The organism is Mixta mediterraneensis (assembly GCF_014946725.1).
GTDB lineage: Bacteria > Pseudomonadota > Gammaproteobacteria > Enterobacterales > Enterobacteriaceae > Pantoea > Pantoea mediterraneensis.
In genome coordinates, this window is sequence record NZ_JACFXY010000001.1 from 619,858 (window position 1) to 642,265 (window position 22,408).

At 55.1% G+C, this 22,408-nt stretch carries 19 protein-coding genes; 11 read left to right on the forward strand and 8 right to left on the reverse strand.

What is annotated here, in order from left to right; genetic code table 11:
• Positions 1-41 precede the first annotated feature (41 nt).
• The gene (gene dgt, locus H2P46_RS03130) at positions 42-1,532 is read right to left on the reverse strand and encodes a dGTPase (protein ID WP_193403746.1); all 1,491 of its coding nucleotides are present in this window, start codon (positions 1,530-1,532) and stop codon (positions 42-44) included.
• Positions 1,533-1,628: 96 nt separating this feature from the next.
• Between dgt and mtnN the strand changes: the two genes are divergently transcribed.
• The 3 genes from mtnN to H2P46_RS03145 all read left to right on the forward strand — a co-directional run bounded on the left by mtnN (position 1,629) and on the right by H2P46_RS03145 (position 3,486).
• Complete coding sequence (gene mtnN / locus H2P46_RS03135) at positions 1,629-2,327, forward strand: 5'-methylthioadenosine/S-adenosylhomocysteine nucleosidase (protein ID WP_193403747.1); 699 nt, start codon at positions 1,629-1,631, stop codon at positions 2,325-2,327.
• Positions 2,320-3,117 carry a vitamin B12 ABC transporter substrate-binding protein BtuF gene (gene btuF / locus H2P46_RS03140; RefSeq protein ID WP_193403748.1) on the forward strand — a complete coding sequence of 266 codons (798 nt, stop codon included), beginning with the start codon at positions 2,320-2,322 and terminating at the stop codon, positions 3,115-3,117. Before mtnN ends, btuF begins: the two co-directional genes overlap by 8 nt.
• A 117-nt stretch (positions 3,118-3,234) precedes the next feature.
• Entirely contained in the window at positions 3,235-3,486 is a 252-nt protein-coding gene (locus H2P46_RS03145; RefSeq protein WP_193403749.1) for a hypothetical protein, read from the forward strand.
• Between the two features lie 29 nt (positions 3,487-3,515).
• On the opposite strand, the gene erpA is transcribed toward H2P46_RS03145, so the two are convergent.
• The gene (gene erpA / locus H2P46_RS03150) at positions 3,516-3,863 is read right to left on the reverse strand and encodes an iron-sulfur cluster insertion protein ErpA (protein ID WP_193403750.1); all 348 of its coding nucleotides are present in this window, start codon (positions 3,861-3,863) and stop codon (positions 3,516-3,518) included.
• A gap of 204 nt (positions 3,864-4,067) precedes the next feature.
• On the opposite strand from erpA, the gene hemL reads away from it, so the two are divergent.
• Entirely contained in the window at positions 4,068-5,348 is a 1,281-nt protein-coding gene (gene hemL / locus H2P46_RS03155; protein WP_193403751.1) for a glutamate-1-semialdehyde 2,1-aminomutase, read from the forward strand.
• A 45-nt stretch (positions 5,349-5,393) separates the two neighbouring features.
• Here the strand turns inward: hemL and fhuB are convergent, their stop codons facing one another.
• From fhuB to hrpB, 6 genes are all read right to left on the reverse strand, one after another.
• The gene (gene fhuB, locus H2P46_RS03160; protein ID WP_193403752.1) at positions 5,394-7,373 is read right to left on the reverse strand and encodes a Fe(3+)-hydroxamate ABC transporter permease FhuB; all 1,980 of its coding nucleotides are present in this window, start codon (positions 7,371-7,373) and stop codon (positions 5,394-5,396) included.
• Positions 7,373-8,251: a Fe(3+)-hydroxamate ABC transporter substrate-binding protein FhuD gene (gene fhuD, locus H2P46_RS03165; RefSeq protein WP_193403939.1), complete on the reverse strand. Its 879-nt coding sequence runs from the start codon at positions 8,249-8,251 to the stop codon at positions 7,373-7,375. The genes fhuB and fhuD overlap by 1 nt, the downstream gene beginning before the upstream one ends.
• A 10-nt stretch (positions 8,252-8,261) precedes the next feature.
• Positions 8,262-9,056 carry a Fe3+-hydroxamate ABC transporter ATP-binding protein FhuC gene (gene fhuC / locus H2P46_RS03170; protein WP_193403753.1) on the reverse strand — a complete coding sequence of 265 codons (795 nt, stop codon included), beginning with the start codon at positions 9,054-9,056 and terminating at the stop codon, positions 8,262-8,264.
• 40 nt (positions 9,057-9,096) lie between these two features.
• The gene (fhuA, locus tag H2P46_RS03175; RefSeq protein ID WP_193403754.1) at positions 9,097-11,304 is read right to left on the reverse strand and encodes a ferrichrome porin FhuA; all 2,208 of its coding nucleotides are present in this window, start codon (positions 11,302-11,304) and stop codon (positions 9,097-9,099) included.
• 201 nt (positions 11,305-11,505) lie between these two features.
• Positions 11,506-14,013, reverse strand: coding sequence for a bifunctional glycosyl transferase/transpeptidase (gene mrcB / locus H2P46_RS03180; RefSeq protein ID WP_193403755.1), 2,508 nt, complete (start codon positions 14,011-14,013; stop codon positions 11,506-11,508).
• Between the two features lie 98 nt (positions 14,014-14,111).
• Positions 14,112-16,595: an ATP-dependent helicase HrpB gene (gene hrpB / locus H2P46_RS03185; RefSeq protein WP_193403940.1), complete on the reverse strand. Its 2,484-nt coding sequence runs from the start codon at positions 16,593-16,595 to the stop codon at positions 14,112-14,114.
• A gap of 36 nt (positions 16,596-16,631) precedes the next feature.
• Here hrpB and thpR point away from each other — a divergent pair, with 36 nt between their 5' ends.
• The 7 genes from thpR (at position 16,632) to panB (ending at position 22,400) form a co-directional block, all read left to right on the forward strand.
• Positions 16,632-17,159, forward strand: coding sequence for an RNA 2',3'-cyclic phosphodiesterase (gene thpR, locus H2P46_RS03190; protein WP_193403756.1), 528 nt, complete (start codon positions 16,632-16,634; stop codon positions 17,157-17,159).
• Between the two features lie 11 nt (positions 17,160-17,170).
• On the forward strand, positions 17,171-17,875 hold the full coding sequence (gene sfsA, locus H2P46_RS03195) for a DNA/RNA nuclease SfsA (RefSeq protein WP_193403757.1): 705 nt from the start codon (positions 17,171-17,173) through the stop codon (positions 17,873-17,875).
• Between the two features lie 246 nt (positions 17,876-18,121).
• Complete coding sequence (gene dksA / locus H2P46_RS03200; RefSeq protein WP_031375735.1) at positions 18,122-18,577, forward strand: RNA polymerase-binding protein DksA; 456 nt, start codon at positions 18,122-18,124, stop codon at positions 18,575-18,577.
• Between the two features lie 73 nt (positions 18,578-18,650).
• A complete protein-coding gene (gene gluQRS, locus H2P46_RS03205) occupies positions 18,651-19,580 on the forward strand; it encodes a tRNA glutamyl-Q(34) synthetase GluQRS (RefSeq protein WP_193403758.1) in 930 nt (309 codons plus the stop codon).
• A gap of 39 nt (positions 19,581-19,619) precedes the next feature.
• Positions 19,620-21,038: a polynucleotide adenylyltransferase PcnB gene (pcnB, locus tag H2P46_RS03210; RefSeq protein WP_289776556.1), complete on the forward strand. Its 1,419-nt coding sequence runs from the start codon at positions 19,620-19,622 to the stop codon at positions 21,036-21,038.
• A complete protein-coding gene (gene folK, locus H2P46_RS03215) occupies positions 21,035-21,520 on the forward strand; it encodes a 2-amino-4-hydroxy-6-hydroxymethyldihydropteridine diphosphokinase (RefSeq protein WP_193403760.1) in 486 nt (161 codons plus the stop codon). Before pcnB ends, folK begins: the two co-directional genes overlap by 4 nt.
• A gap of 85 nt (positions 21,521-21,605) precedes the next feature.
• Positions 21,606-22,400, forward strand: a complete 795-nt coding sequence (gene panB / locus H2P46_RS03220) for a 3-methyl-2-oxobutanoate hydroxymethyltransferase (protein WP_193403761.1) — start codon at positions 21,606-21,608, stop codon at positions 22,398-22,400.
• Positions 22,401-22,408: the final 8 nt, after the last annotated feature.

A 22,408-nucleotide genomic window follows, 5' to 3' on the forward strand; every position in this document is an offset into this window, starting at 1 on the left:
GCCAAAGGTAAAAATTTATGCTTTCCCTTTACATTTGTGCATTATTCCACCGCCATTAAACGACGGTACTCATCCCAGGCATAAAGATCGGTCATGCCACTAATGTAATCCTGGATAAGGCGGAAGCGATAATAACGCTCCCATAACAGACGTTCATATTTGTGATTAACCGTCAGCGTGCGCATAGCGTGCTGATAGGCTTTGCGATGTTTACCTGAAAGCTTATGAAATAACCGGGTTTCAATGGGATGCTGACGTAAAAAGTCGTCATTAATCAGGGTGGTAAATGCCTCATAATTCAGTTGCATTAACGGCTGGTAAATCTCCAGTAATCCTTTAATTACCCGGTAGCCTTGTAATTCCAGCTGTTCAACTTCGGAATGATTAAATACCTGCTGACGAGCAACCGTTTTGAAAAGTTGTAATAGCCGCCCTTCTTCACCGTCATCTTCTAATAATGCATGATTGAAACTGCCATCAAATATTGCGGGAAGGTTGTCAATAAAGCGTTTTACCGCGTAGGTGACCAGAACGTTTTGCACGTTAACCCGTAGCGACATAAAGAACTGATCGCTGCGGCTGCGGCGTTTTTTGCTGCAGGCTTCACGCCACGCTTCACCGACTGTTCGGCTAAAGGCATCATTTGTTTTAATCGCTCCCCAGGCTTTGCTGAGAAATTCATACAAACTGTCTACATTAAATATCGCTTTTTCAACTGCATCATCCAGATCGGCGATGCAATAAGAGATATCATCTGCAGCTTCCATAATATAAGTCAGTGGATACCGATGATGTTCTGCCATATTCGTCGCCGCACGCAGCTCGGCAATATACGCCTTCTCAGATAAATAAAAGCCCGGCTTTTTCATCAGCACGCTATATTCCGCCGGTTTATCACCTTGCCACCATGCTGGCGCGGTATATTTTAAAATACAGGCAACCTGCGAATAGCTGAGATTCAGTTGCAGCAGCGTATGCACCATACGAATTGCCTGCGCGTTGCCTTCAAAATGACACAAATCCTGACGAATCATTGCATTCAGTTGATCAAATGCGCTGCGCTGCGCTTCGGTTTCCACGCCTGCAACGATAGGATCGACCAGGTTTGCGAGAAGATTATCTTCAAACCAGTCATTAATTGCCGCTTCACCAAAGTGACCAAACGGCGGATTGCCCACGTCATGCAGCAGACACGCCATCTCGACCAGGCTTTCGAACGCACCCTCTCGCTCATCCAGCCCGTATTGCGCTAATCCGCCCTGCATTTTGAGAGCCTGCAGGATCTCTTTGCTGATATAGCGCCCGGTTTGTTGTACTTCGAGCGAATGCGTCAGGCGTGAACGTACCGCAGCATTACGCTCTAAAGGAAAAACCTGGGTTTTCTGTTGCAGACGACGAATGGCCGCCGAATTAATTATTCGCCCGCGGTCGCTCTCAAAGTGGCGGCTAATATAATATTCGCCTTCGGGATCTTTCCGACTGGTATAAGGGCGAGTAAAGCTGATCTTCGTCCTGAAATTGATCGCTGCCATTGATTACCCCTTATTTTTTCGTGAATTAATCCCCTGCCAGCCATGATAGACTATGCCTCAATTTCGTCGAAAACATCTACCTTAGCGAGACTCTTTATGAAAGCAGGCATTATTGGCGCGATTGAGCAGGAAGTTGCTCTGCTGCGTGACAAAATCGAAAACCGCCAAACCTTATCGCTGGCTGGTTGTGAAATTTACACTGGCACGCTGAATAACGTTGAGGTTGCACTGCTGAAATCGGGCATCGGTAAAACTGCCGCCGCAATGGGCACTACGCTGCTGCTGCAGCTGTGCAAGCCGGATGTAATAATTAACACGGGTTCTGCGGGTGGATTAGTCCCAACGCTGAACGTGGGCGATATTGTGGTATCCGAAGAGGTGCGTTATCACGATGCTGACGTTACCGCTTTTGGCTATGAGCCAGGTCAAATGGCCGGCTGCCCGGCGGCGTTTGTTGCCGATGCCACCCTGATTGCGCAAGCGGAAGCCTGCATTCAGCAGCTAGAACTGAATGCGGTTCGCGGCCTGGTGGTCAGCGGTGATGCGTTTATCAACGGTGCTGAGCCGCTGGCACGCATCCGCAACACTTTCCCACAGGCCATTGCCGTTGAGATGGAAGCCAGCGCCATTGGTCACGTTTGCCATCAATTCCAGGTGCCTTTTGTGGTGGTGCGCGCCATTTCCGATGTCGCCGATCAGGAATCACACCTGAGCTTTGAGGAGTTTCTCAGCGTGGCGGCAAACCAGTCATCATTGATGGTTGAAAACCTGCTGGCGCGTCTGGCACGTGGCTAAACGTTTTCTGTTCTGCTGGCTGCTGCTGTTTAGCGGCAGTCTGTTTGCTTCCCCACCGCGCGTTATCACCCTTGCTCCCCATTTGACCGAGATGGCCTTTGCCGCAGGCATTACGCCAGTGGCGGTCAGTGCCTGGTCTGATTATCCGCCTGCGGCTAAAAAAATTGAGCAGGTCGCTAACTGGCAAGGCATTAAAGTTGAGCGTATTTTGCGGCTAAAACCGGATGTCGTGTTGGCGTGGCGGGGTGGCAATCCACAACGTCAGATTGATCAATTACAGCAGGCAGGCATAAAAGTTGTATGGATTGATCCCGCTAACCTGGCTGGCATGATCGATGCGCTGGCCTCGCTGGGCCAATGGAGTCCCCATCCAGACCAGGCGGCGAAAGCCGCACAGCAGCTACGCCAACAGGAAGCCGACCTTCGTCAGCGTTATCATACGCAAAAACCCATTCCGTTATTTTTGCAATTTGGTCAGCACCCGCTATTTACCTCTGCCAAAGCCACCCTGCAAAATGACATCGTCAGGCTGTGCGGCGGTGAAAATATCTTTGCCGATAGCCGTGTCAGCTGGCCGCAGGTCAGCCGGGAACAGGTGCTGATGCGTCACCCGCAGGCGATTGTCATTGGCGGCGATGCGCAGCAGGCCAAAAACGTGCAGCAATTCTGGCAGCCGCAGCTTTATGTCCCGGTGATTGCGATTAACGATAACTGGCTTAGCCGTCCCGGTCCACGACTGCTGTTAGCAGCAAAACAGCTGTGTAACGCGCTACATCCAGCACAAAAATAACTTCTTCGATTAAAGAAAATCCCATCATTGCCGTTGATCAATAAATGAGACGCGCAAGCCACGTATGCTCGTCGTCCTTTTGCGCTCAGGCGCTTTTGACTACACCAGGAACTAAACATGACCAGAATAGTGATTCTGGCCATAGGGCTGATGATGGCTGGCATTACAACTGCGGGGTCACTCACCGGCGCTATCGCCGTTAAGCTGAATATTTTCTCACGCTGTGAATTCACTCGCGTCAGGCCCCAGGCCGCACCTCAGATAAACTGCGGAGGTCATTTCAGCGCACAGCCGCGCATAACGTATAGCGTACTAAAACGCGACTCCCGGCAGGAAAAAACCGCCCGGTTAGTGACCATTGAGTGGTAAACGAGGCCGCCTGACAGCGGCCGGCGAAATCAGATACTGAAGGAAGAACCGCAGCCGCAGGTGGTTTTGGCATTGGGATTGGTCACGATAAAACGTGAACCTTCCAGTCCTTCGGTGTAATCCACCGAACCACCCACCAGATATTGCAGACTCATTGGATCGACAACCAGCGCTACGCCCTGCTTCTCAATCGTCATATCACCGTCATTTATTTGGTCATCAAACGTGAAACCATACTGAAATCCGCTGCATCCCCCACCGGTAATGTAAACGCGCAGCTTCAGCGCCGGGTTCTCTTCATCAGCAATCAGGTTCTTCACCTTGCTGGCTGCTGCATCGGTAAATTGCAACGGCAGTGCTGCTACTTCATCACTCATATTTGACTCCAGTAAACGTCCAGGTCAGAAAACGACCTTAATTTCGCTATTATCTGCCAGCACTCCTGTGCAATCAAGTTTTGAGCTTCGCACTCTGTGCCGCCTTCGCAAAGGTTAGCCAGGTTACGGGCTGTTCCACCCTTTCGCCCACCGCGCCTCTTCCGTAGAATGGCGCAATATTTTACTGAACTGCTGGAGCCGAAAATGAGTAAGTCTGAAAACCTGTTCGCCGAGGCGCAACGCCTGATTCCTGGCGGCGTTAACTCGCCGGTACGTGCGTTTACCGGTGTGGGCGGCGCACCGCTGTTCATTGAACACGCTGACGGCGCATATCTTTATGATGCTGATGGCAACGCCTATATCGACTATGTCGGTTCGTGGGGTCCGATGGTGCTGGGCCATAACAACGCTGAAATTCGTAATGCGGTGATTGAAGCGGCACAGCGCAGCCTGAGTTTTGGCGCGCCCACCGAAATGGAAGTCACTATGGCGCAGCTGGTCTGCGAGCTGATGCCCTCCATGGAAATGGTGCGTATGGTGAACTCCGGCACCGAAGCAACAATGAGCGCGATTCGCCTGGCGCGCGGTTTCACCGGACGCGATAAAATCATCAAATTTGAAGGCTGCTATCACGGTCACGCCGATCACCTGCTGGTGAAAGCCGGTTCCGGCGCATTGACGCTGGGCCAGCCAAATTCTCCGGGCGTGCCTGCTGACTTCGCAAAACATACGCTGACCTGTACGTATAATGACCTTGATTCGGTACGAGCGGCATTTGAACGCTATCCGAACGCGATCGCCTGTATCATCGTTGAACCCGTAGCAGGCAACATGAACTGTATTCCGCCACAGCCAGATTTCCTGCCCGGCCTGCGCGCGCTGTGTGATGAGTTTGGTGCCTTGCTGATTATTGATGAAGTGATGACCGGTTTCCGCGTCGCGCTGGGTGGCGCGCAGGCGTATTACAATGTGTTGCCTGATTTGACCTGCCTCGGCAAAATCATCGGCGGCGGTATGCCGGTGGGTGCGTTTGGCGGTCGTCGCGACGTGATGACCGCGCTGGCCCCAACCGGCCCGGTTTATCAGGCGGGAACCCTGTCCGGCAATCCCATTGCAATGGCGGCGGGTTATGCCTGTTTAAGCCAGATTGCTCAGCCGGGCATTCATCAAACGCTGACCGAACTGACCACCCGACTGGCTGAAGGTCTGCTGCATGCCGCACAACAGGAGAATATTCCGTTGGTAGTCAATCATGTCGGCGGTATGTTTGGCGTGTTCTTTACCGATGCGGAAAGGGTTACCTGTTACGCTGACGTCACAAAATGCGATATTGAACGCTTTAAGAAATTCTTCCACTTAATGCTGGAAGAAGGCGTTTATCTTGCGCCATCAGCGTTTGAGGCTGGCTTTATGTCACTGGCGCATAGCCCAGAGGACATCCAGCGTACCATCGATGCGGCGCGTCGCTGTTTCGCGAAACTGTAATAAAAAAGACCGGTGCGAGCCGGTCTTAACCGTTTCGATGAGGGCTTAACGCGATCGGCGCAATAGCCAAATGAAGTAAGGCGCGCCTAAAAACGTTGCCATCAAGCCTGCCGGTATCTGATCCGGAAATGCCAGCATCCGCCCACACCAGTCGGCACATACCATTAATCCCGCGCCCAGTAGGCCTGCCAGTAACACCTGCGGTAACGCACGGCGGAAGCCCAACATGCGTGCGATATGCGGTGCCATCAGACCAATGAAGCTCAGCGGGCCGATAGTGAGGGTGGCCGTGGCCGTCAGCGCAGCCGCCAGCAGCAACAGGCTGAGACGTGATGGCGTCAGCGCCATTCCCGCCGAACGCGCCGTGGCGCTGCCAAGGGGCAGCAGCGTCAACCAACGACTTGCCAGCGGTGCCAGCGACACCAATACCAGCGCGCAAACCGCACTCTGTATCGCCTGCTTGCCGCTGATATTGTAGGTTGAACCCGAAATCCAGCTAAGCAAACCGCCCATGCGTGGATCACCGCTCGCCAGCAAAAGCATCAATAACGTCACAAAAGCGCTATTCAGCGCCATGCCGGCCAATAGCATGCGCTCCGGTGAAAAACCGCCGCGGCTGGCAACCAACATAATGATCAGCAAAGTAACGCCTGCGCCAATGACACCAGCGGGTAGCAGAAACGCCAGCGCATCGCCCGGCACAAAAAACAGCATGATCACGACGCCAAAAGCGGCGCCTGAACTGATACCTAAGACTTCCGGGCTGGCCATTGGGTTACCGGTCAAGCGCTGAATCAAACTGCCCGCCACGCCCAGCATCAAACCCACTACCAGCGCCGCCAGCAAACGTGGCGTCCGCCACGGTATCAGCTGCTGAAACATCTCGCCGCTTGCCCAAATCCACCCTTGTCCATCCCGTCCAAACGCCAGACCAAACCACGCCAGCAGCGTTAACACCGCTAAAGCTATTAAACACCAGCGTCCGACTGCTTGCCGCTCGGCGGGTATCTTGTCGCCCTGATTCATCGCAGGCGGCACCGAACCGGTGCGCAGACGCGGCAGCAGCCACAGCAGAATCGGCACGCCCAGCAGTGCGGTAGCCGTGCCGGTTGAAACTTCGCGCCAGTGTGCGCTGAGCCACAATACGCAGGCGTCTGCCAGCCATAGCAGCAGCGCACCAATCAGCGGCGCGAGCAACATACGACTGAGTAAACGGCGCCCGCCCAGCAGTTTCGCCAGCAGCGGGGCAAACAGGCCGATAAAGCCAATAATGCCCGCAGCATTGACCAGCTGTGCGCTAAGCAAAATCGCCAGCGCCAGACCGCCCAACCTGGCCAGCGAAAGCGCAAGACCGAGGTTGCTGGCAACGCCATCATCCAGTCCCATCAACGTCAATGGCCGTAGCAGCGCCAGCGCCACCACAAAGGCCAGCAGCAGGCGCGGCCACAGTTGACTGACGTTTTCCCAGCCCATTTGATTCAGTGAGCCGGTGCTCCACAGGAACATATTTTGTAGCTGATCGTGGTTAAAAACGGCAAAGATCTGATTCACCGCGCCGCTATACAGGCTTAGCACTAAACCCGCCAGGATGAGCGTAACCGGCGACAGGCGCTTGCCCCACGCAACGCCAAATACAATCGCGCCCACCAGTGCTGCGCCCCCTAACGCGGCAAACTGCTGCGTTAGGGCGCCGCCCGGCAGCTGCCACAGCGTTGCAACCGTAATGCCAAGCTGTGCGCCCGATGACACACCCAGCGTAGTCGGTTCCGCCAGTGGGTTGCGCAATACCTGCTGGAATAGCAAACCGGCTAATCCCAGCCCTGCTCCCACTAACAATGCCAATACCAGCCGCGACAGCAAACTATGGTGAAACACCATCTGCTGCATATTATCCGCATCTGGCGACCACAGCGCCTGTAACCATTGCGCCAGTGGCAATGCCTGGCGCAAATTAACCAGCGTTAACTCAAGCGCCAGCAAAAACAGCCCGCTCAATAGCGCTGCGGGGAAAAGACGATGGCGCATCAGCGTGTCTCCAGCGCGCGTTCCAGCACGCGAACAAAATGCAGCGCCGACAGGGTCGCGCCGTAATACCACACCGCCGGAACGCGTTGAAAACGGCCCGCACGAATAAACAGCAGCGATTGCCACAGTGGACTGCGCATCAACTGCTGCATATCGGCTTCATTGTCATGGTCGAAGCAGATCACCTCCACATCGCTGAACCCGGCCAGCCGTTCAATCCCTACTACTGCGCTGCCCCAGAAATTGGTTTCGCCTTGCCAGGCGCTTTTCAGGCCGAGAATAGTCATCACTTCAAGAAACAGGCTGTTTTTGCCAAAGGTGATGGCATGGCGGCTGTCAAGCAATGACATCAGCAGAATGGGTCGCGCCGCGTAAGGTGCCAGACGCTGACGCGCCGCTGCGAGTTGGGAATCGACAAATTTCAAATGCTTTTCGGCCTGCGCCTCACATCCAAGGCGTTTGCCTAATTCCTGCAGCGAGGTTCGCGCAGTACTGAACGGTTTGCCATCACCGCTGTTGAGATCAAAACCCATAATCGGCGCGATGCGTGTCAGCTTCTCTTTCGGCGGACCATAGCCGTTGGAACACAGAATTAGCGAGGGTTGCATCTGCGTCATCAGTTCAAGATTGGGTTCGGTACGCAAACCAACGTCCACCACGCCCGCAGGCAGCGGCGGATCGCCGACCCAGACGTTGTAGTTATGCATATCAGCGACGCCGAGTGGCGTAACACCTAACGCCAACAGCAGTTCAGTAGGCAACCACTCCAGCGCAATAATACGCTGCGGATCCAAAGGTGCGGCAGGCAAAGGGAAGCTGCTGAGTAACGGCGACAACGCCATAGCCACCATCAAACGGCGGCGAAAAAGATCGGGCATCATCCTCTTCCTAATAAACAAAACTGACCGGTGCGCCGCCCTGCGGATGAGGCAAAATACCCATTGGAATCCCGTAAATCGCCGCCAGCACGTCGGCCTGCATGATAGTTTCCGGTCCACCTTCGGCAATCATCGAACCGTGACGTAACGCCACCAGATGATCGCAGTAACGCGCCGCCATATTAATGTCGTGTAATACCGCAATGACCGTTAAGCCACGATCGCGGCTGAGGTGCTGAATCAGCGCCAGCACGTCAACCTGATGTGCAATATCTAACGCTGAGGTCGGCTCGTCCAGCAATAAGCAGCGACTGTTTTGCGCCACCAGCATTGCCAGCCACGCACGCTGTCGCTCCCCACCGGACAGGCTGTCCACCAGTCGGCCAGCAAAGGGTTTGAGCCCAACCAGCGTAATCGCTTCATCAACGCGATGGCGATCTTCCTGGCCAAAACGGCCCAGCGCGCCATGCCACGGATAGCGGCCAATCGCCACCAATTCGCGTACCGTCATGCCTTCAGCGGCGGGGAGCTGCTGTGGCAGGTAAGCCACCTGACGCGCAAAGGCTTTACCGTTCCAGCTTTCTACCGGCCGATCGTTTAGTAAGACCTGACCATGGCTGGCGGCGTGATGGCGACCAAGCATCTTCAGCAGGGTCGATTTCCCCGATCCGTTATGCCCAATCAATGCGGTGACTTTGCCAGGCGGAAAAGTAAGCGTGAGCGGATGAAGCAGCGTGCGGCCAGGCACGTGAAAGCTGACATCTTGCAGTGTAAAAGTAGCTTCTTCGGCGTGCTGATGCTGCATGAGAATCCCTGTAAAACGGGCGCCGAAGCGCCCAGGTAAGTCAGAATCTGAAAGTCGCGGTGCCGACAATCTGGCGTTCAGCGCCCCAGTAACATGCGTATTCGCGATAGCAGCTGGCGACGTATTCGCGATCAAACAGGTTGTTGACGTTAACCCCTATCGACGACCCTGGCAAACCGAAGCGGCCTAAATCGTACTTCAGCGCAGCATCAACCGTGGTGTAGCCAGAAACATCAAAGTTCTGATTAACGTTATCACCAGTGCTATACAAGCCTTTGCTCTTACCAACATAACGCACACCTGCCCCGACGGTTACGCCAGAAAGTGCCGTTTCATGGAAGGTGTAATCACTCCAGAGTGATGCCATATGCTTCGGCACCTGAACCGGCGTTTTTCCTTTCAGCGCAGTATCTTTGGTATATTCCGCGTCAGTGTAGGAGTAAGAAGCGATCAGGTTGATATTGGCGTTTAGCGCTGCTTTGGCTTCCAGTTCAACACCGCGAGAACGGATTTCACCGCTCTGAACGCTGGCAAACGGATGGCTGGTATCCGGGTCAGCCGTCAGGTTTTTGGTTTTCGTCAGCTGATAAACCGCCGCGGTCATCACAACCGGACGATCTTTGGGAACGTATTTCACACCCGCTTCGTATTGCTTAGCGCGAGACGGATCAAATGCCTGACCACTCCAGGTCGAGCCTGCATTAGGAATGAAGGATTCGCTGTAGCTGAAATACGGGGCAATGCCGTTATCAAATACGTAGTTCAGACCGCCGCGCCAGGTAAAAGCCTGATCATTTTGACGATCAACCGAATCGGCTACGCGGTCATAAACCGAGGTCATGGCGTAATCGTAACGTCCACCCAGGGTTAATACCCAACGCTCCCACTCCATCTGATCCTGCGCGTACAAACCGGTTTGTCGCTGCTTATTGAGATGCTGATAAGGCTCATCAAACGGCACCGTGCTGTCGTCGCCATAGCGTGGATGAACAGCATTCAGGCTTGAGGCTGAGCCGAACTGGGCATCAATATCATTGCGGGTACGCTGGAAATCTACACCTAACAGCAGCGTATGATCGAGTTGACCGGTCGCGAACTTAGCCTGTGCCTGATTATCCACCGCAAACTGATTTAGTTTCTCATTAGAAATGGCCGAACCACGGGTAATCTCCTGGGTAGCCGGCAAGTAACCGTTGCCATAAATGCTGCGATAGTCAGTGCGCAAGTCGGCGTAGCGCAGATTCTGGCGCACCGTCCAGGTCTCGCTGAAACTATGCTCAACGTTGTAACCGACCATTTTGGTGTTGCGCGAGATTTTGTTGCTGTCCTCGCCTTCATCAAAATCCGTCGGTAATTTGTACTTGCTGCCGTCAGCGCGAATAATCGGCACAACCGTACCCTGGCGCGGTAACCAGCCGTAATAGCCGGTTTCCGGTTCGTTCTGAAAATAGGTCAGTAAATCGAAGCGGGTGTTCTCATCAGGACGCCAGCTGAACGACGGCGCAATGGTATAGCGCTTCTCTTTGTTCATGTCCTGCTGCGCATCCTGGCTGCGCGCCAGCCCGGTCAGACGATAGCTGTACACGCCGTCGTCATCCAGCGAGCCGCCAAAGTCGAAGCCGGTAGAAAACAGATTGTCGCTGCCCATCTGGAATTGCACTTCACGCAGCGTTTCCTGGGTAGGTCGCTTGCTTACTAACGAAACCACGCCGCCCGGATTGCTTTTGCCATACAGCACCGAAACCGGGCCGCGCAGCAGCTCCGCCCGTTCAAGGAAATAAGGATCGACAGCGAATTCCGAGTAGTTATCTCCCTGCAACTTCAGACCATCCAGATACTGGTTGGTATTGGTTTCGCTAAAACCACGAATGGACAGCGCATCGATCACATCCGAGCTACCGCGATTGCCGGTTAAGACGCCAGGCGTGTAGTTAAATGCCCCTTTAACGCTGGTGACGTTGCGCAACTCCATCTCTTCACGCGTAACCACGGAAACAGACTGCGGATTTTTTTCGATTGGCGTATCGGTCTTGGTGCCGGTAGCGCTGCGTTTCGCAGCAACCGTTGCAGCAGGCCCCCAGGCGCTTTCCTGTTCTACGCCCCCGCCGCCATCTGCTGACACAACCATTGTTTTATCGGCAAAAGCCGATGCATTCAGGCTACTGAGCGCGACGGCAAGCATCATGGCCAGAGGCCGACGCGGAAAAACACTGTTTTTGTAACAAGGAAAAGCCGTTCGCGCATGCATAAAAATGTCTCCCGGATAGAAGTAACTGGGCAGGCGAATCGAAACGATAATGATTATTATAACGGTCGGATAATATGCGAAACGCAACTGTCACTGCAAGCATAAATCCCAGTGCTGACGCCGTTTGCCGCGCATTTAACCCTTGTGGATTTGGCACAAAAAAGGGCGCTCCCGCGCCCTTTTTACTTACCGCTGAATTCTTTACTTGCCGAACATGTCTTTTATCCAGCCTGCAACACCATTGCTGTCCTTTTGCTCCTGCTGTTCCAGTTGCTGTTGCTGTTGCTGTTGCTGTTGCTGTTGTTGGACCTGCTGCTGCTGTTGCTGACAGAGCGCATTCGGGTCCAGCGCCCACACCGGCAGCGAGCGCCAGATGCTGCTGCCTGTACTACACACAAAGTTACCCGCCGAATCGATATTCATCATCGACACGTCCTCTGGCGGTGTCAGTTGCAACGGCATCGGCGCCTGGTTATCGAGATAGCGACGATAAAGCTGCATCGCACCGCTGGAACCGTACAGTCTGGTGGGCTGATTGTTATCGCGTCCAACCCAGGTAATGGCCACTTCTTTACCGTCAATACCGGCAAACCAGCTGTCGATCAGATCGTTGGTGGTACCGGTTTTACCGGCCAGATGCGCATTCGGGAAGCGTGCCCCTAAAGCATGTGCAGTACCGTGATCGGCAACCTGCTGCATGGTGTAAAGCGTCAGATAAGCCGCCTGTGCAGGCTCAACGCGCTGCGCCTGTGGGAAGCTTTGATACAGCACCGTACCGTCCTCTGCAATCACTGAACGTACCGCTGACAGGGGTGCACGATTGCCGCCGCTGGCGATTGACTGGAAAGCCTGCGCCACTTCAATCGGCGTCAGGTTCAGTGCGCCCAATAGCATTGACGGAACCGGATGGAGCTGATCTTTCGGCACGCCCAGTTTGACCCAGGTATCAATGACGGAGTCCAGCCCCAGCGTCATGCCGAGGTTAACGGTTGGCACGTTCATGGAATGGGTCAGCGCATCCACTAACATCACTTTACCGCTAAAACGGCGATCGTCGTTCATCGGTTTCCATACCGATCCGTTCGGTTGTTTTAGCGCAATCGGTTCATCCGCGATCCAGCTGTTCAGACGATAGGTATTTGGCTGGCTCAGCGCTGTCAGATAGGTCGCCGGTTTTGCCAGCGAGCCGATTGAGCGACGCGCCTGCAACGCACGGTTATAACCTGCAAACTGCGGATCGGCTCCTCCCACCATCGCTCGCACTTCGCCACTGAAACGGTCAACGACCACCATTGCGGTTTCCAGATCTTTCAGCCCGCGCTGTTTTTTCAGCGCTGGAATACCCTCAACCACCGCTTTTTCCGCCGCGTCTTGCGACACCGGATCAAGCGTGGTGAAGATTTTCACGCCGGACAGATCTTTCACTTTATCGCCCAGCCTGGCTTGCAGTTCATTACGCACCATCTGCATGAAGGCTGGCTGCGGCGTAATCACGCCTCCTTTTGGTTGCACGCCCAGCGGACGGGCCGACAGCATGTCGTACAGCTCCTGATCAATCACTTTCTGCTGCTGCAACAAACGCAACACCAGGTTACGACGCTCCAGCGCCAGTTTTGGATTACGCCACGGATTATACAGCGACGCCCCTTTGACCATGCCGACCAGCAGCGCCTGCTGATCAAGGCTCAGCTCATCAACTGGACGACCAAAATAATAAAGGCTGGCCAGCGGGAAGCCGCGAATCTGATCATTACCCGCCTGACCGAGGTAAACCTCGTTCAGATACAGTTCAAGAATGCGATCCTTGCTATAACGCGCATCCATAATAACTGCCATATAGGCTTCACGCGCTTTACGCCACAGTGAACGCTCGTTGGTCAGGAACAGGTTTTTCACCAACTGTTGAGTCAGTGTACTGCCGCCCTGCACTGCGCGCCCGGCAGTGATGTTCGCGAGGAAGGCGCGGCCAATGGAGTACGGGCTGATGCCATCGTGCTCGTAGAAATGCCTGTCCTCAGTGGCGATCAGCGTATCGACCAACAGATCCGGGAAGCCGGCGCGCGGCACAAACAGTCGCTGCTCGCCGTTTGGCGACTGCAACATGGTGATCAGGCGCGGATCCAGGCGGAAGAAGCCAAAGTCACGCCCGTTATCAAGGTTTTTGATCTCGCTCAGCTCACCCTTGCTAAAGGTCATGCGTGCATGGATCTGCCCTTCTTTACTGTCCGGAAAGTCAAACGGACGACGCAGCAGATCGATTGTATTCCCGTTGATCGAGAATTCACCAGGACGGGTAATACGCGAGACCTCGCGATATTGTGTGCCCTCCAGCAACGCCACCATTTCATTTTTGTTGTAAGCCATACCCGGCTCAAGGCTGACCATACGACCATACACGGTCGCGGGCAGTTGCCACACTTTGCCGTCGATGCGACTACGGATTTCCGAGTCGAGGTAGACACCCCATGCTGCCATAACGACGACAAACATCAAAAACAGCTTAATTAACCATCCCAGCCAACGGCGTTTGCCGCGCGGTTTTCCTTTTTTACCTTTAGGTGGCACGGGTGCCTTCTCCTCGTAATCATCAAAATCATCCTGAGAGATACCTTTATCAGTATCCCTGCGGCGACCCCGGCTCGCGCTGCGGCGCGGCGGTTTGGGCTGTTTTCCTTTGCGCCCAATAGGTTCGTGATCGTTCCCAGACATTGGTTTCATTCTCCAGGCATAGCTTATGGCTGCGCCTTTACTCTAACGATTTTATCGCATCCCGCCTGGCAGAACCCTCTGAATTCGGTCCAGCGTTCTCAACCTTGCGGGGAATATTTTTTCGTGCGCCGGGTGGGTAAAGCGCTTGTTGGATCATCAGGCCAGGGATGTCTGGGATAGCGCCCTTTCATCTCCTTTTGCACTTCCGGGTACGCACCACGCCAGAACGCAGCGAGGTCGCGGGTAATCTGTAGCGGACGCTGCGCCGGAGATAGCAGTTCCAGCACCAGCGGCACGCGTCCTTCTGCCACAGTGGGATTGGTCGCTTCGCCAAACATCTCCTGGATCCGCACCGCCAGCGACGGAGGCTTATCCGCATGATAGCGAACAGGCAGACGGCTTCCGGTTGGCACAGTGTAATGAGTTGGCAGCACAGTATCCAGCCGCTGACGTTGTGACCATGTGAGCAAATGTAATAGCGCGCTAACCAGATCCACCGACTGCAAGCCTTTCAGATCGCGCACCGCGCTCATTTGCGGTAAGAGCCAGCTTTCCAGCGAATCAAGCAGTGCGGCATCATTCATTGCTGGCCAGTTCTCCGCGGGCAACCATTCGGCTGCACAGTGTAAACGCAGACGTAGCTGTTCCGCCGCTGGCGACCAGCCCAGCACCGATAACCCTTTTTCAGCGACCCAGCGCAACATCGCCGCATGCAATACTTCAGGCTCAGGTCGCGCCAGCGGCTGCGTTTTCAATACCAGCGCGCCAATCTGCTCACGTTTAAAGGCACGCAACGTGCCTTTTTCATCATCCCATTCCACTTCGGTTCGCCATTCGATCAGCGCCGGGCGTTGCTGACACAGCGCCACAATATCGATCGGCAACGCCAGCAGTATGCGCGCGTCTGGCGCGGCGCTGCCTTGCAATAACGCGGGGGCAATCAGCCATTCGTTACGCGTCAGGCTATCTTGATCGTCCAGTTTCGCCCCTAACCCGTTGGCGAGCTGATAGCGTCCACTGCGATCGCGACGTCGTGCCAGACGATCGCTGAAGCCAGCGGCCAGTAAGGCAGCAAAGCGAGCTTCATCGACCCGTCCGCCACTGACTTTCAGCCGATGTTGCCACTGCCGGGCGCGACGTTGCCATTGCGGCTGCGGTCGATACAGCGCTTCTCTGAGATCGGCGCTGCCGCTGCGCGGCGGATCTTCCAGAACCGCCACCAGCAAGGCGGCACTGGCAACGGCATCGGCATCTTGTCCCGCTGCGATCAGGATGGCGCTCAACCGCGGATCGCTACCCAGCTGCGCCATGCGGCGCCCTTGCGCGTTGAGTAACCCGTTGTCATCCAGCGCGCCAAGCTGAGTGAGTTGCTGCTGCGCGGCACGCAGAGATTTGCCGGGCGGCGGATCAATCCATTGCAACTGCTCTGGCTGCGTGCAACCCCATTGCAGTAATTCCAGCCACAGCGACGATAAATCGCTGTGCAGGATTTCCGCTTCGCTATGCGCCGCCGCGCGTGCTGCCTGTTCTGACGAGATAAGATGTAAGCAGATACCTGGCATCAGGCGCCCGGCGCGTCCGGCGCGCTGGGTCATTGACGCCTGGCTGATACGTTGGGTTTGCAGCCGTGTGACACCCGTGCGAGCATCAAACAATGCGCGGCGCTCCAGCGCGCTATCGACCACCAGACGAATACCTTCAATGGTCAGGCTGGTTTCGGCGATATTAGTGGCAAGCACCACTTTGCGTCGCCCGGCTGGCGCAGGAAGAATCGCGCGCTGCTGAGCCGCTAACGACAACGCACCATATAAAGGTGCCAGATCGATGTCGTCGGCAACACGGGATTCAAGCTCACGCTTCACACGCTCAATTTCCGCTACGCTAGGTAAAAACAGCAGCAAAGAGCCGCTTTCATCGCGCAACAGTTGCAGGACTTCGCGCGCAACCGCCTCTTCAAAGCGAACAGAGGGATTGAGCGAAGCGTAACGTCGCTCAACCGGATAACTGCGTCCTGCAGAAATAATTAAAGTCGCATCCGGCAGCATTGCCGCCAGGCGGGCGTTGTCGAGGGTGGCCGACATCAGCAAAATTTTCAGGTCCTCGCGCAGACCTTGCTGTACATCCAGCAGCAGCGCCAGCGCCACATCGGCCTGCAGGCTACGTTCGTGAAATTCGTCAAGGATCACCAGCGACACGCCATCCAGCATGGGATCCTGCTGCAACATGCGGGTGAGAATACCCTCCGTGACCACTTCCAGCCGGGTCGTGGCGCTGACGCAGCTTTCCCCACGCATCCGATACCCGACCGTTTCGCCAGGCGGCTGATTGAGCTGTTCCGCCAGTCGCTGCGCCACGTTACGTGCAGCCAGGCGACGCGGCTCCAGCATAATGATGCGACCAGGCAGTATCGCCTGTTCCAGTAATTGCAGCGGCAGCCAGGTCGATTTGCCTGCGCCAGTAGGCGCGGCCAGCAAGATTTGTGAGGCGCTTTCAAGCGCCGCCAGGATGTCAGGCAGCACCGCGCTGACAGGTAAATCACTCACAGCAAACTCCTGTTCCGCCTGTGCTAAGATGGCGCGCATTGTAGCATTCATCCGTGAGGATTGCCGGAGACCGCCATGGTGACACAACGCTTATTCTTTGCCATCAGCCTGCCCTGCGAGCTTCAGCAACAGCTGGTGCGCTGGCGAGCGGAAAATTTTGCTGAAGATGCCGGGCGCCCCGTTGTGGCCGCCAGTCTGCATATCACCCTGGCGTTTTTAGGTGAGGTTTCCGCAGAAACTTCACAGCGTCTGCAAACGCTGGCAGCGCGTATTATCCAGCCTGGCTTTGATCTGGACCTTGATGATGCCGGACACTGGCCGCGTCCCGGCGTGGTATGGTTAGGCTGCCAGCGTCCGCCACGTGCTTTGCTGCAACTTGCCAGCCTGCTGCGCGCGCAGGCGGCGCGTCACGGCTGCGCGCAAAGTCCACAGCCGTTTCATCCACACATCACATTATTACGCCACGCCAGCCAACCCGTTGCGCTGCCACCGCGCGGCTTTCACTGGCGTTTTCGCGCCACGCAGTTTTCTCTTTATGCTTCAGCATTCGCTAAAGGCCGCACGCGTTATCGTGCGCTGGCAAGCTGGCCGCTGCAGCCCTGATCAGGAATCGTATGCATTTTTCTCCGCCGCTCAAACCTGCCCGTTTACTTGCCCGTTACAAACGGTTTCTTGCCGATGTGCTCACGCCGGAAGGTGAAACCCTGACGATTCATTGCGCAAACACCGGTGCGATGACCGGTTGCGCCACGCCAGGCGATACCGTGTGGTATTCCACATCGGACAGCCTGACGCGAAAATATCCGCACAGCTGGGAGATCACCGAAACACAAACCGGTCACTGGATCTGCGTTAACACGCTGCGCGCCAACCAGCTGGTACACGAAGCGCTGGAACAGCAGCGTATTCCAGAATTATCCGCTTACCCGCATTGCCAGGCTGAGGTGAAGTACGGCAGCGAAAATAGCCGAATTGATTTCCTGCTCAAGGCGAATGGCCTGCGCAACTGCTATATTGAGGTGAAATCCGTGACCCTTTTACATCAAGGAAAAGGCTACTTCCCGGATGCGGTGACGATTCGAGGCCAGAAGCATCTGCGTGAACTGAGCGCAGTTGCAGCAGAAGGTCATCGAGCCGTCTTGTTGTTTGCGGTTCTGCACTCGGGGATTGAGGACGTCTCCCCGGCGCGTCATATCGACGCCGCTTACGCAGAACAACTGGTCCAGGCGCAGCAGGAGGGCGTAGAAGTTTTGGCGTATCAGGCTGACTTATCGGTGACAGGAATGTGTCTGAAAACACCGCTTGCGGTAAGGTTGTAATATCTTTAGCAATTATTTGTGCTAATTATGTTCTGAACAAGGCGCCAATTACGCTGTTCCTCACAGGCTTGTCAAGATGCGATCACGAATAATTGCCAACCTTGACTGCTTCTGTTATTTATAGCGGCCTGTTTTTTTCCCCGTTGGGGGATCGATGTACCCGAGAGATGTCAAGAGCAGGCAAGCAGCAACGCACCTGCTGCAATAAGTTGAAGGGTATAGTGCGTGTTATCCAGGAGAAACAACATGCAAGAAGGGCAAAACCGTAAAACATCGTCCCTGAGTATTCTCGCCATCGCTGGGGTGGAGCCTTATCAGGAGAAACCGGGCGAAGAGTATATGAATGACGCCCAGCTGACCCATTTTCGTAAGATTCTGGAAGCCTGGCGTAATCAACTTCGGGACGAAGTTGATCGCACCGTATCGCACATGCAGGATGAAGCTGCTAACTTCCCGGACCCGGTTGACCGTGCCGCGCAGGAAGAGGAGTTCAGCCTGGAGCTGCGTAACCGCGATCGCGAACGTAAACTGATTAAAAAAATCGAGAAAACGCTGAAGAAAGTTGAAGACGACGACTTCGGCTATTGCGATTCCTGTGGCGTTGAGATCGGCATTCGCCGTCTCGAAGCCCGTCCTACCGCCGATTTATGCATCGACTGTAAGACGTTAGCAGAAATCCGCGAGAAACAAATGGCTGGCTAATGCCGCAGCCAATACATTGCCGCGCGGCGGGAGAACAACAGATTTTCTCGTTGCGCGGTAATTTCTAACGCACATGTTGACTTCATCTTGCATCGGGCGCTTCGCCCCCTCCCCTTCCGGTGAACTTCATTTTGGCTCGCTGATAGCAGCCTTAGGCAGTTACCTGAGCGCGCGTGCGCAAAACGGCCGCTGGCTGGTGCGCATTGAAGATATTGATCCACCGCGTGAAGTTCCGGGTGCCGCTACGCGTATTTTGCAGCAGCTTGAGCAATTTGGTTTGCATTGGGATGGCGAAGTCCTGTGGCAATCGCAACGCCATGACGCTTATCGTGAGGCACTGTCCTGGCTGCAACAGCATCGTCAGAGTTATTTTTGTACCTGTTCTCGCAGCCGTATTCAGCAGACAGGCGGCTTTTACGATGGTCATTGTCGCGATTTGCAGCAAGGCGCGGAAAATGCCGCATTACGCCTGCGTCAGCATACCCCGGTTTTCGCTTTCAACGACTGCCTCCGTGGCACCTTACAGGTCGATCCACGCCTGGCGCAGGAAGATTTTATTATTCATCGCCGCGATGGTTTGTTCGCCTATAACCTGGCGGTGGTGGTTGATGATCATTTTCAGGGTGTTACGGAGATCGTGCGCGGGGCCGATTTAATTGAGCCAACAGTGCGACAGATTGCGCTTTATCAACAGTTTGGATGGCCAGTGCCGGTCTATCTGCATCTGCCGCTGGCTATCAATCCTGATGGCAATAAGTTGTCGAAGCAAAATCATGCTCCCCCGCTGCCAGAAGGGGATGCGCGACCGTTGCTGGTACAGGCGTTACGCTTTCTTGGTCAGCAGGTTGATGAAAACTGGCAGGACGAAACGCAGGAGAAACTGCTGTCTCGCGCGGTGTCACAGTGGAATATCGCTTTGATCCCCCAGGACAACGCCCTGAAACCAGATGCCAGGACAACGGCATTCTCAAATGGTTCGCAACAGGCTATGATTAGCCGCTGATTTTACCACACCCTTTTTATGTCACTGTCGAGGTGTCCCATTTTTACCCGAGTAGCTAATTTTTGCAGGAAAGTCCTTAAGCGTGACGACGAGGAGGCGCCAGCAGAGGTTGAACCAGAGCGTCTTATGACTATCATCCCTCGTGAAAGCCATACCATCTCACGCAAAGACATCAGCGAAAATGCCCTCAAAGTGCTGTATCGCCTGAATAAAGCCGGTTATGAAGCCTATCTGGTAGGCGGCGGCGTGCGCGATTTGCTGCTGGGGCAAAAGCCGAAGGACTTCGACGTGACCACTAACGCCACGCCAGAGCAGATGCGTAAGTTGTTCCGCAACTGCCGTTTGGTAGGACGTCGCTTCCGTCTGGCCCATGTGATGTTTGGCCCGGAAGTGATCGAGGTGGCAACCTTCCGCGGTCACCATCAGGTTGCAGAGAACGCTGACGATCGCAATACTTCACAGCGTGCCCAGAGCGGTATGCTGCTGCGCGATAATATCTTTGGCACGATTGAAGATGATGCTCAACGCCGCGATCTCACCATCAACAGCCTGTATTACAGCGTGGCTGATTTTAGCGTGCGTGATTACGTTGGCGGCCTGCATGATTTGCAGGAAGGCATTATTCGTCTGATTGGCGATCCGGAAACGCGCTACCGCGAAGATCCGGTACGAATGCTGCGCGTGGCGCGTTTTGCCGCCAGATTGAATATGCGCATAGCTCCTGAAACCGCTGAGCCGATTCCGCGTCTGGCCACGCTGCTGCGGGATATTCCGCCAGCGCGCCTGTTTGAAGAGTCGCTTAAGCTATTGCAGACCGGTTATGGCTACAGCACCTGGCTTAAACTGTGTGAATATCAACTGTTCCAGCCGCTATTTCCAACCTTAGCGCGTAATTTCACCGAAAAGGGTGACAGCTCAATGGAGCGGATGCTGGCACAGGTGCTGAAAAATACGGATACCCGCATTCAGAATGATATGCGCGTTAACCCGGCGTTTCTGTTTGCCGCCATGTTCTGGTATCCACAGCTGGAAGCTGCAGAACAGATCGCGCAGGAAAGTGGCCTGACGTATTACGATGCCTTCGCGATGGCCATGAACGATACGCTGGACGAAGCCTGCCGCGCGTTGGCGATTCCAAAACGCATCACGTCGCTGATTCGCGATATTTGGCAGTTACAGCTGCGTATGTCACGCCGCCACGGTAAACGTGCCTGGAAGCTAATGGAACATCCGAAATTCCGTGCAGCCTATGACCTGCTGGCGCTACGCGCTGACGTCGAGAACAACCCGGAACTGCTTCGCCTGAGTAAATGGTGGGGCGAATTCCAGGCTGCTGCGCCGCCACAGCAGAAAACCATGCTCAACACGCTGGGGGACGATCCTGCGCCGCGGCATAAGTCACGCCGTCGTCCCCGTCGCTCGCCTGCTCCGCGTCGTGATAATCAAAACGCCTCATGACCCGCGTTTACCTTGCGTTAGGTAGCAACCTCGCCGATCCGCTGCATCAGGTGGATGCAGCTCTGGCGGCGCTGGATGCGTTGCCGGCTACGCAACGTATCGCCACCTCAGCCTTTTATCGCACCCCGCCTTATGGTCCGCCGGATCAGCCGGATTATCTGAATGCTGCCGTCGCGCTTGAAACGCAGCTCACGCCAGGAAGCCTGCTCGATCACACCCAGCGCATTGAGCTGGAACATGGCCGCGTGCGTAAAGCTGAGCGCTGGGGCCCGCGCACGCTGGATATTGATGTAATGCTGTTTGGGGCTGCGGTGATCAACACCGAGCGCCTTATCGTGCCCCATTACGATCTGCTCAACCGTGCATTTATGCTGCTGCCGTTACTCGACATTGCCCCCGAGGCAACCTTGCCGGATGGCCGCGCGCTCAGGTCGATTCTGGCAACGCTGGATACCAGCAGCATTCGTCTCTGGCATACCTGAGCCACACAATAGCACTTCTTTCATTGCGCTCCCTGCCGCTATCCAGTAAACTTCGCCCATCAGAAATCCCTGAGTTGAGAATGTTATGAAACCCACCACGATTTCCCATTTGCGTCAGTGGAAAGCGAGCGGTAAAAAATTCGCCACTCTGACCGCGTATGATTTCAGTTTTGCCCGCTTGTTTGCCAACGAAGGCATTCAGGTACTGTTAGTTGGTGACTCGCTTGGCATGACGGTTCAAGGCCACGATTCGACCTTGCCGGTCACCGTTAGCGATATTGCTTATCACACCGCTGCGGTGCGCCGTGGCGCGCCGCAATCGCTGCTGCTTGCCGACCTGCCTTTCATGAGCTATGCCACGCCAGAACAGACCTTCGATAACGCCGCACAGCTGATGCGCGCCGGCGCCAATATGATAAAAATTGAAGGCGGCGAATGGCTGGCGGACACCGTGTGTATGCTCGCGGATCGGGCGGTGCCGGTTTGTGGACACCTGGGACTAACGCCTCAATCGGTGAACATCTTTGGTGGTTACAAAGTCCAGGGGCGTGATGAAGCGGGTGCAGAACGCGTCCTGGCTGATGCGCTGGCGCTGGAAGCTGCCGGTGCACAGTTGATGGTGCTGGAGTGTGTGCCGGTGTCGCTGGCAAAGCGTATTACCGAAGCGTTGACCATTCCGGTCATCGGCATTGGCGCCGGTAATGCCACTGACGGTCAGATCCTGGTGATGCATGACGCCTTTGGGATTACCGGCGGCCATATCCCGAAATTCGCTAAAAACTTCCTCGCCGAGACCGGCGATATTCGTGCAGCGATTCGCCACTATATTGCCGAAGTGGAAGCTGGAACCTATCCAGCCGCTGAACACAGTTTCCAGTAACTCAGGAG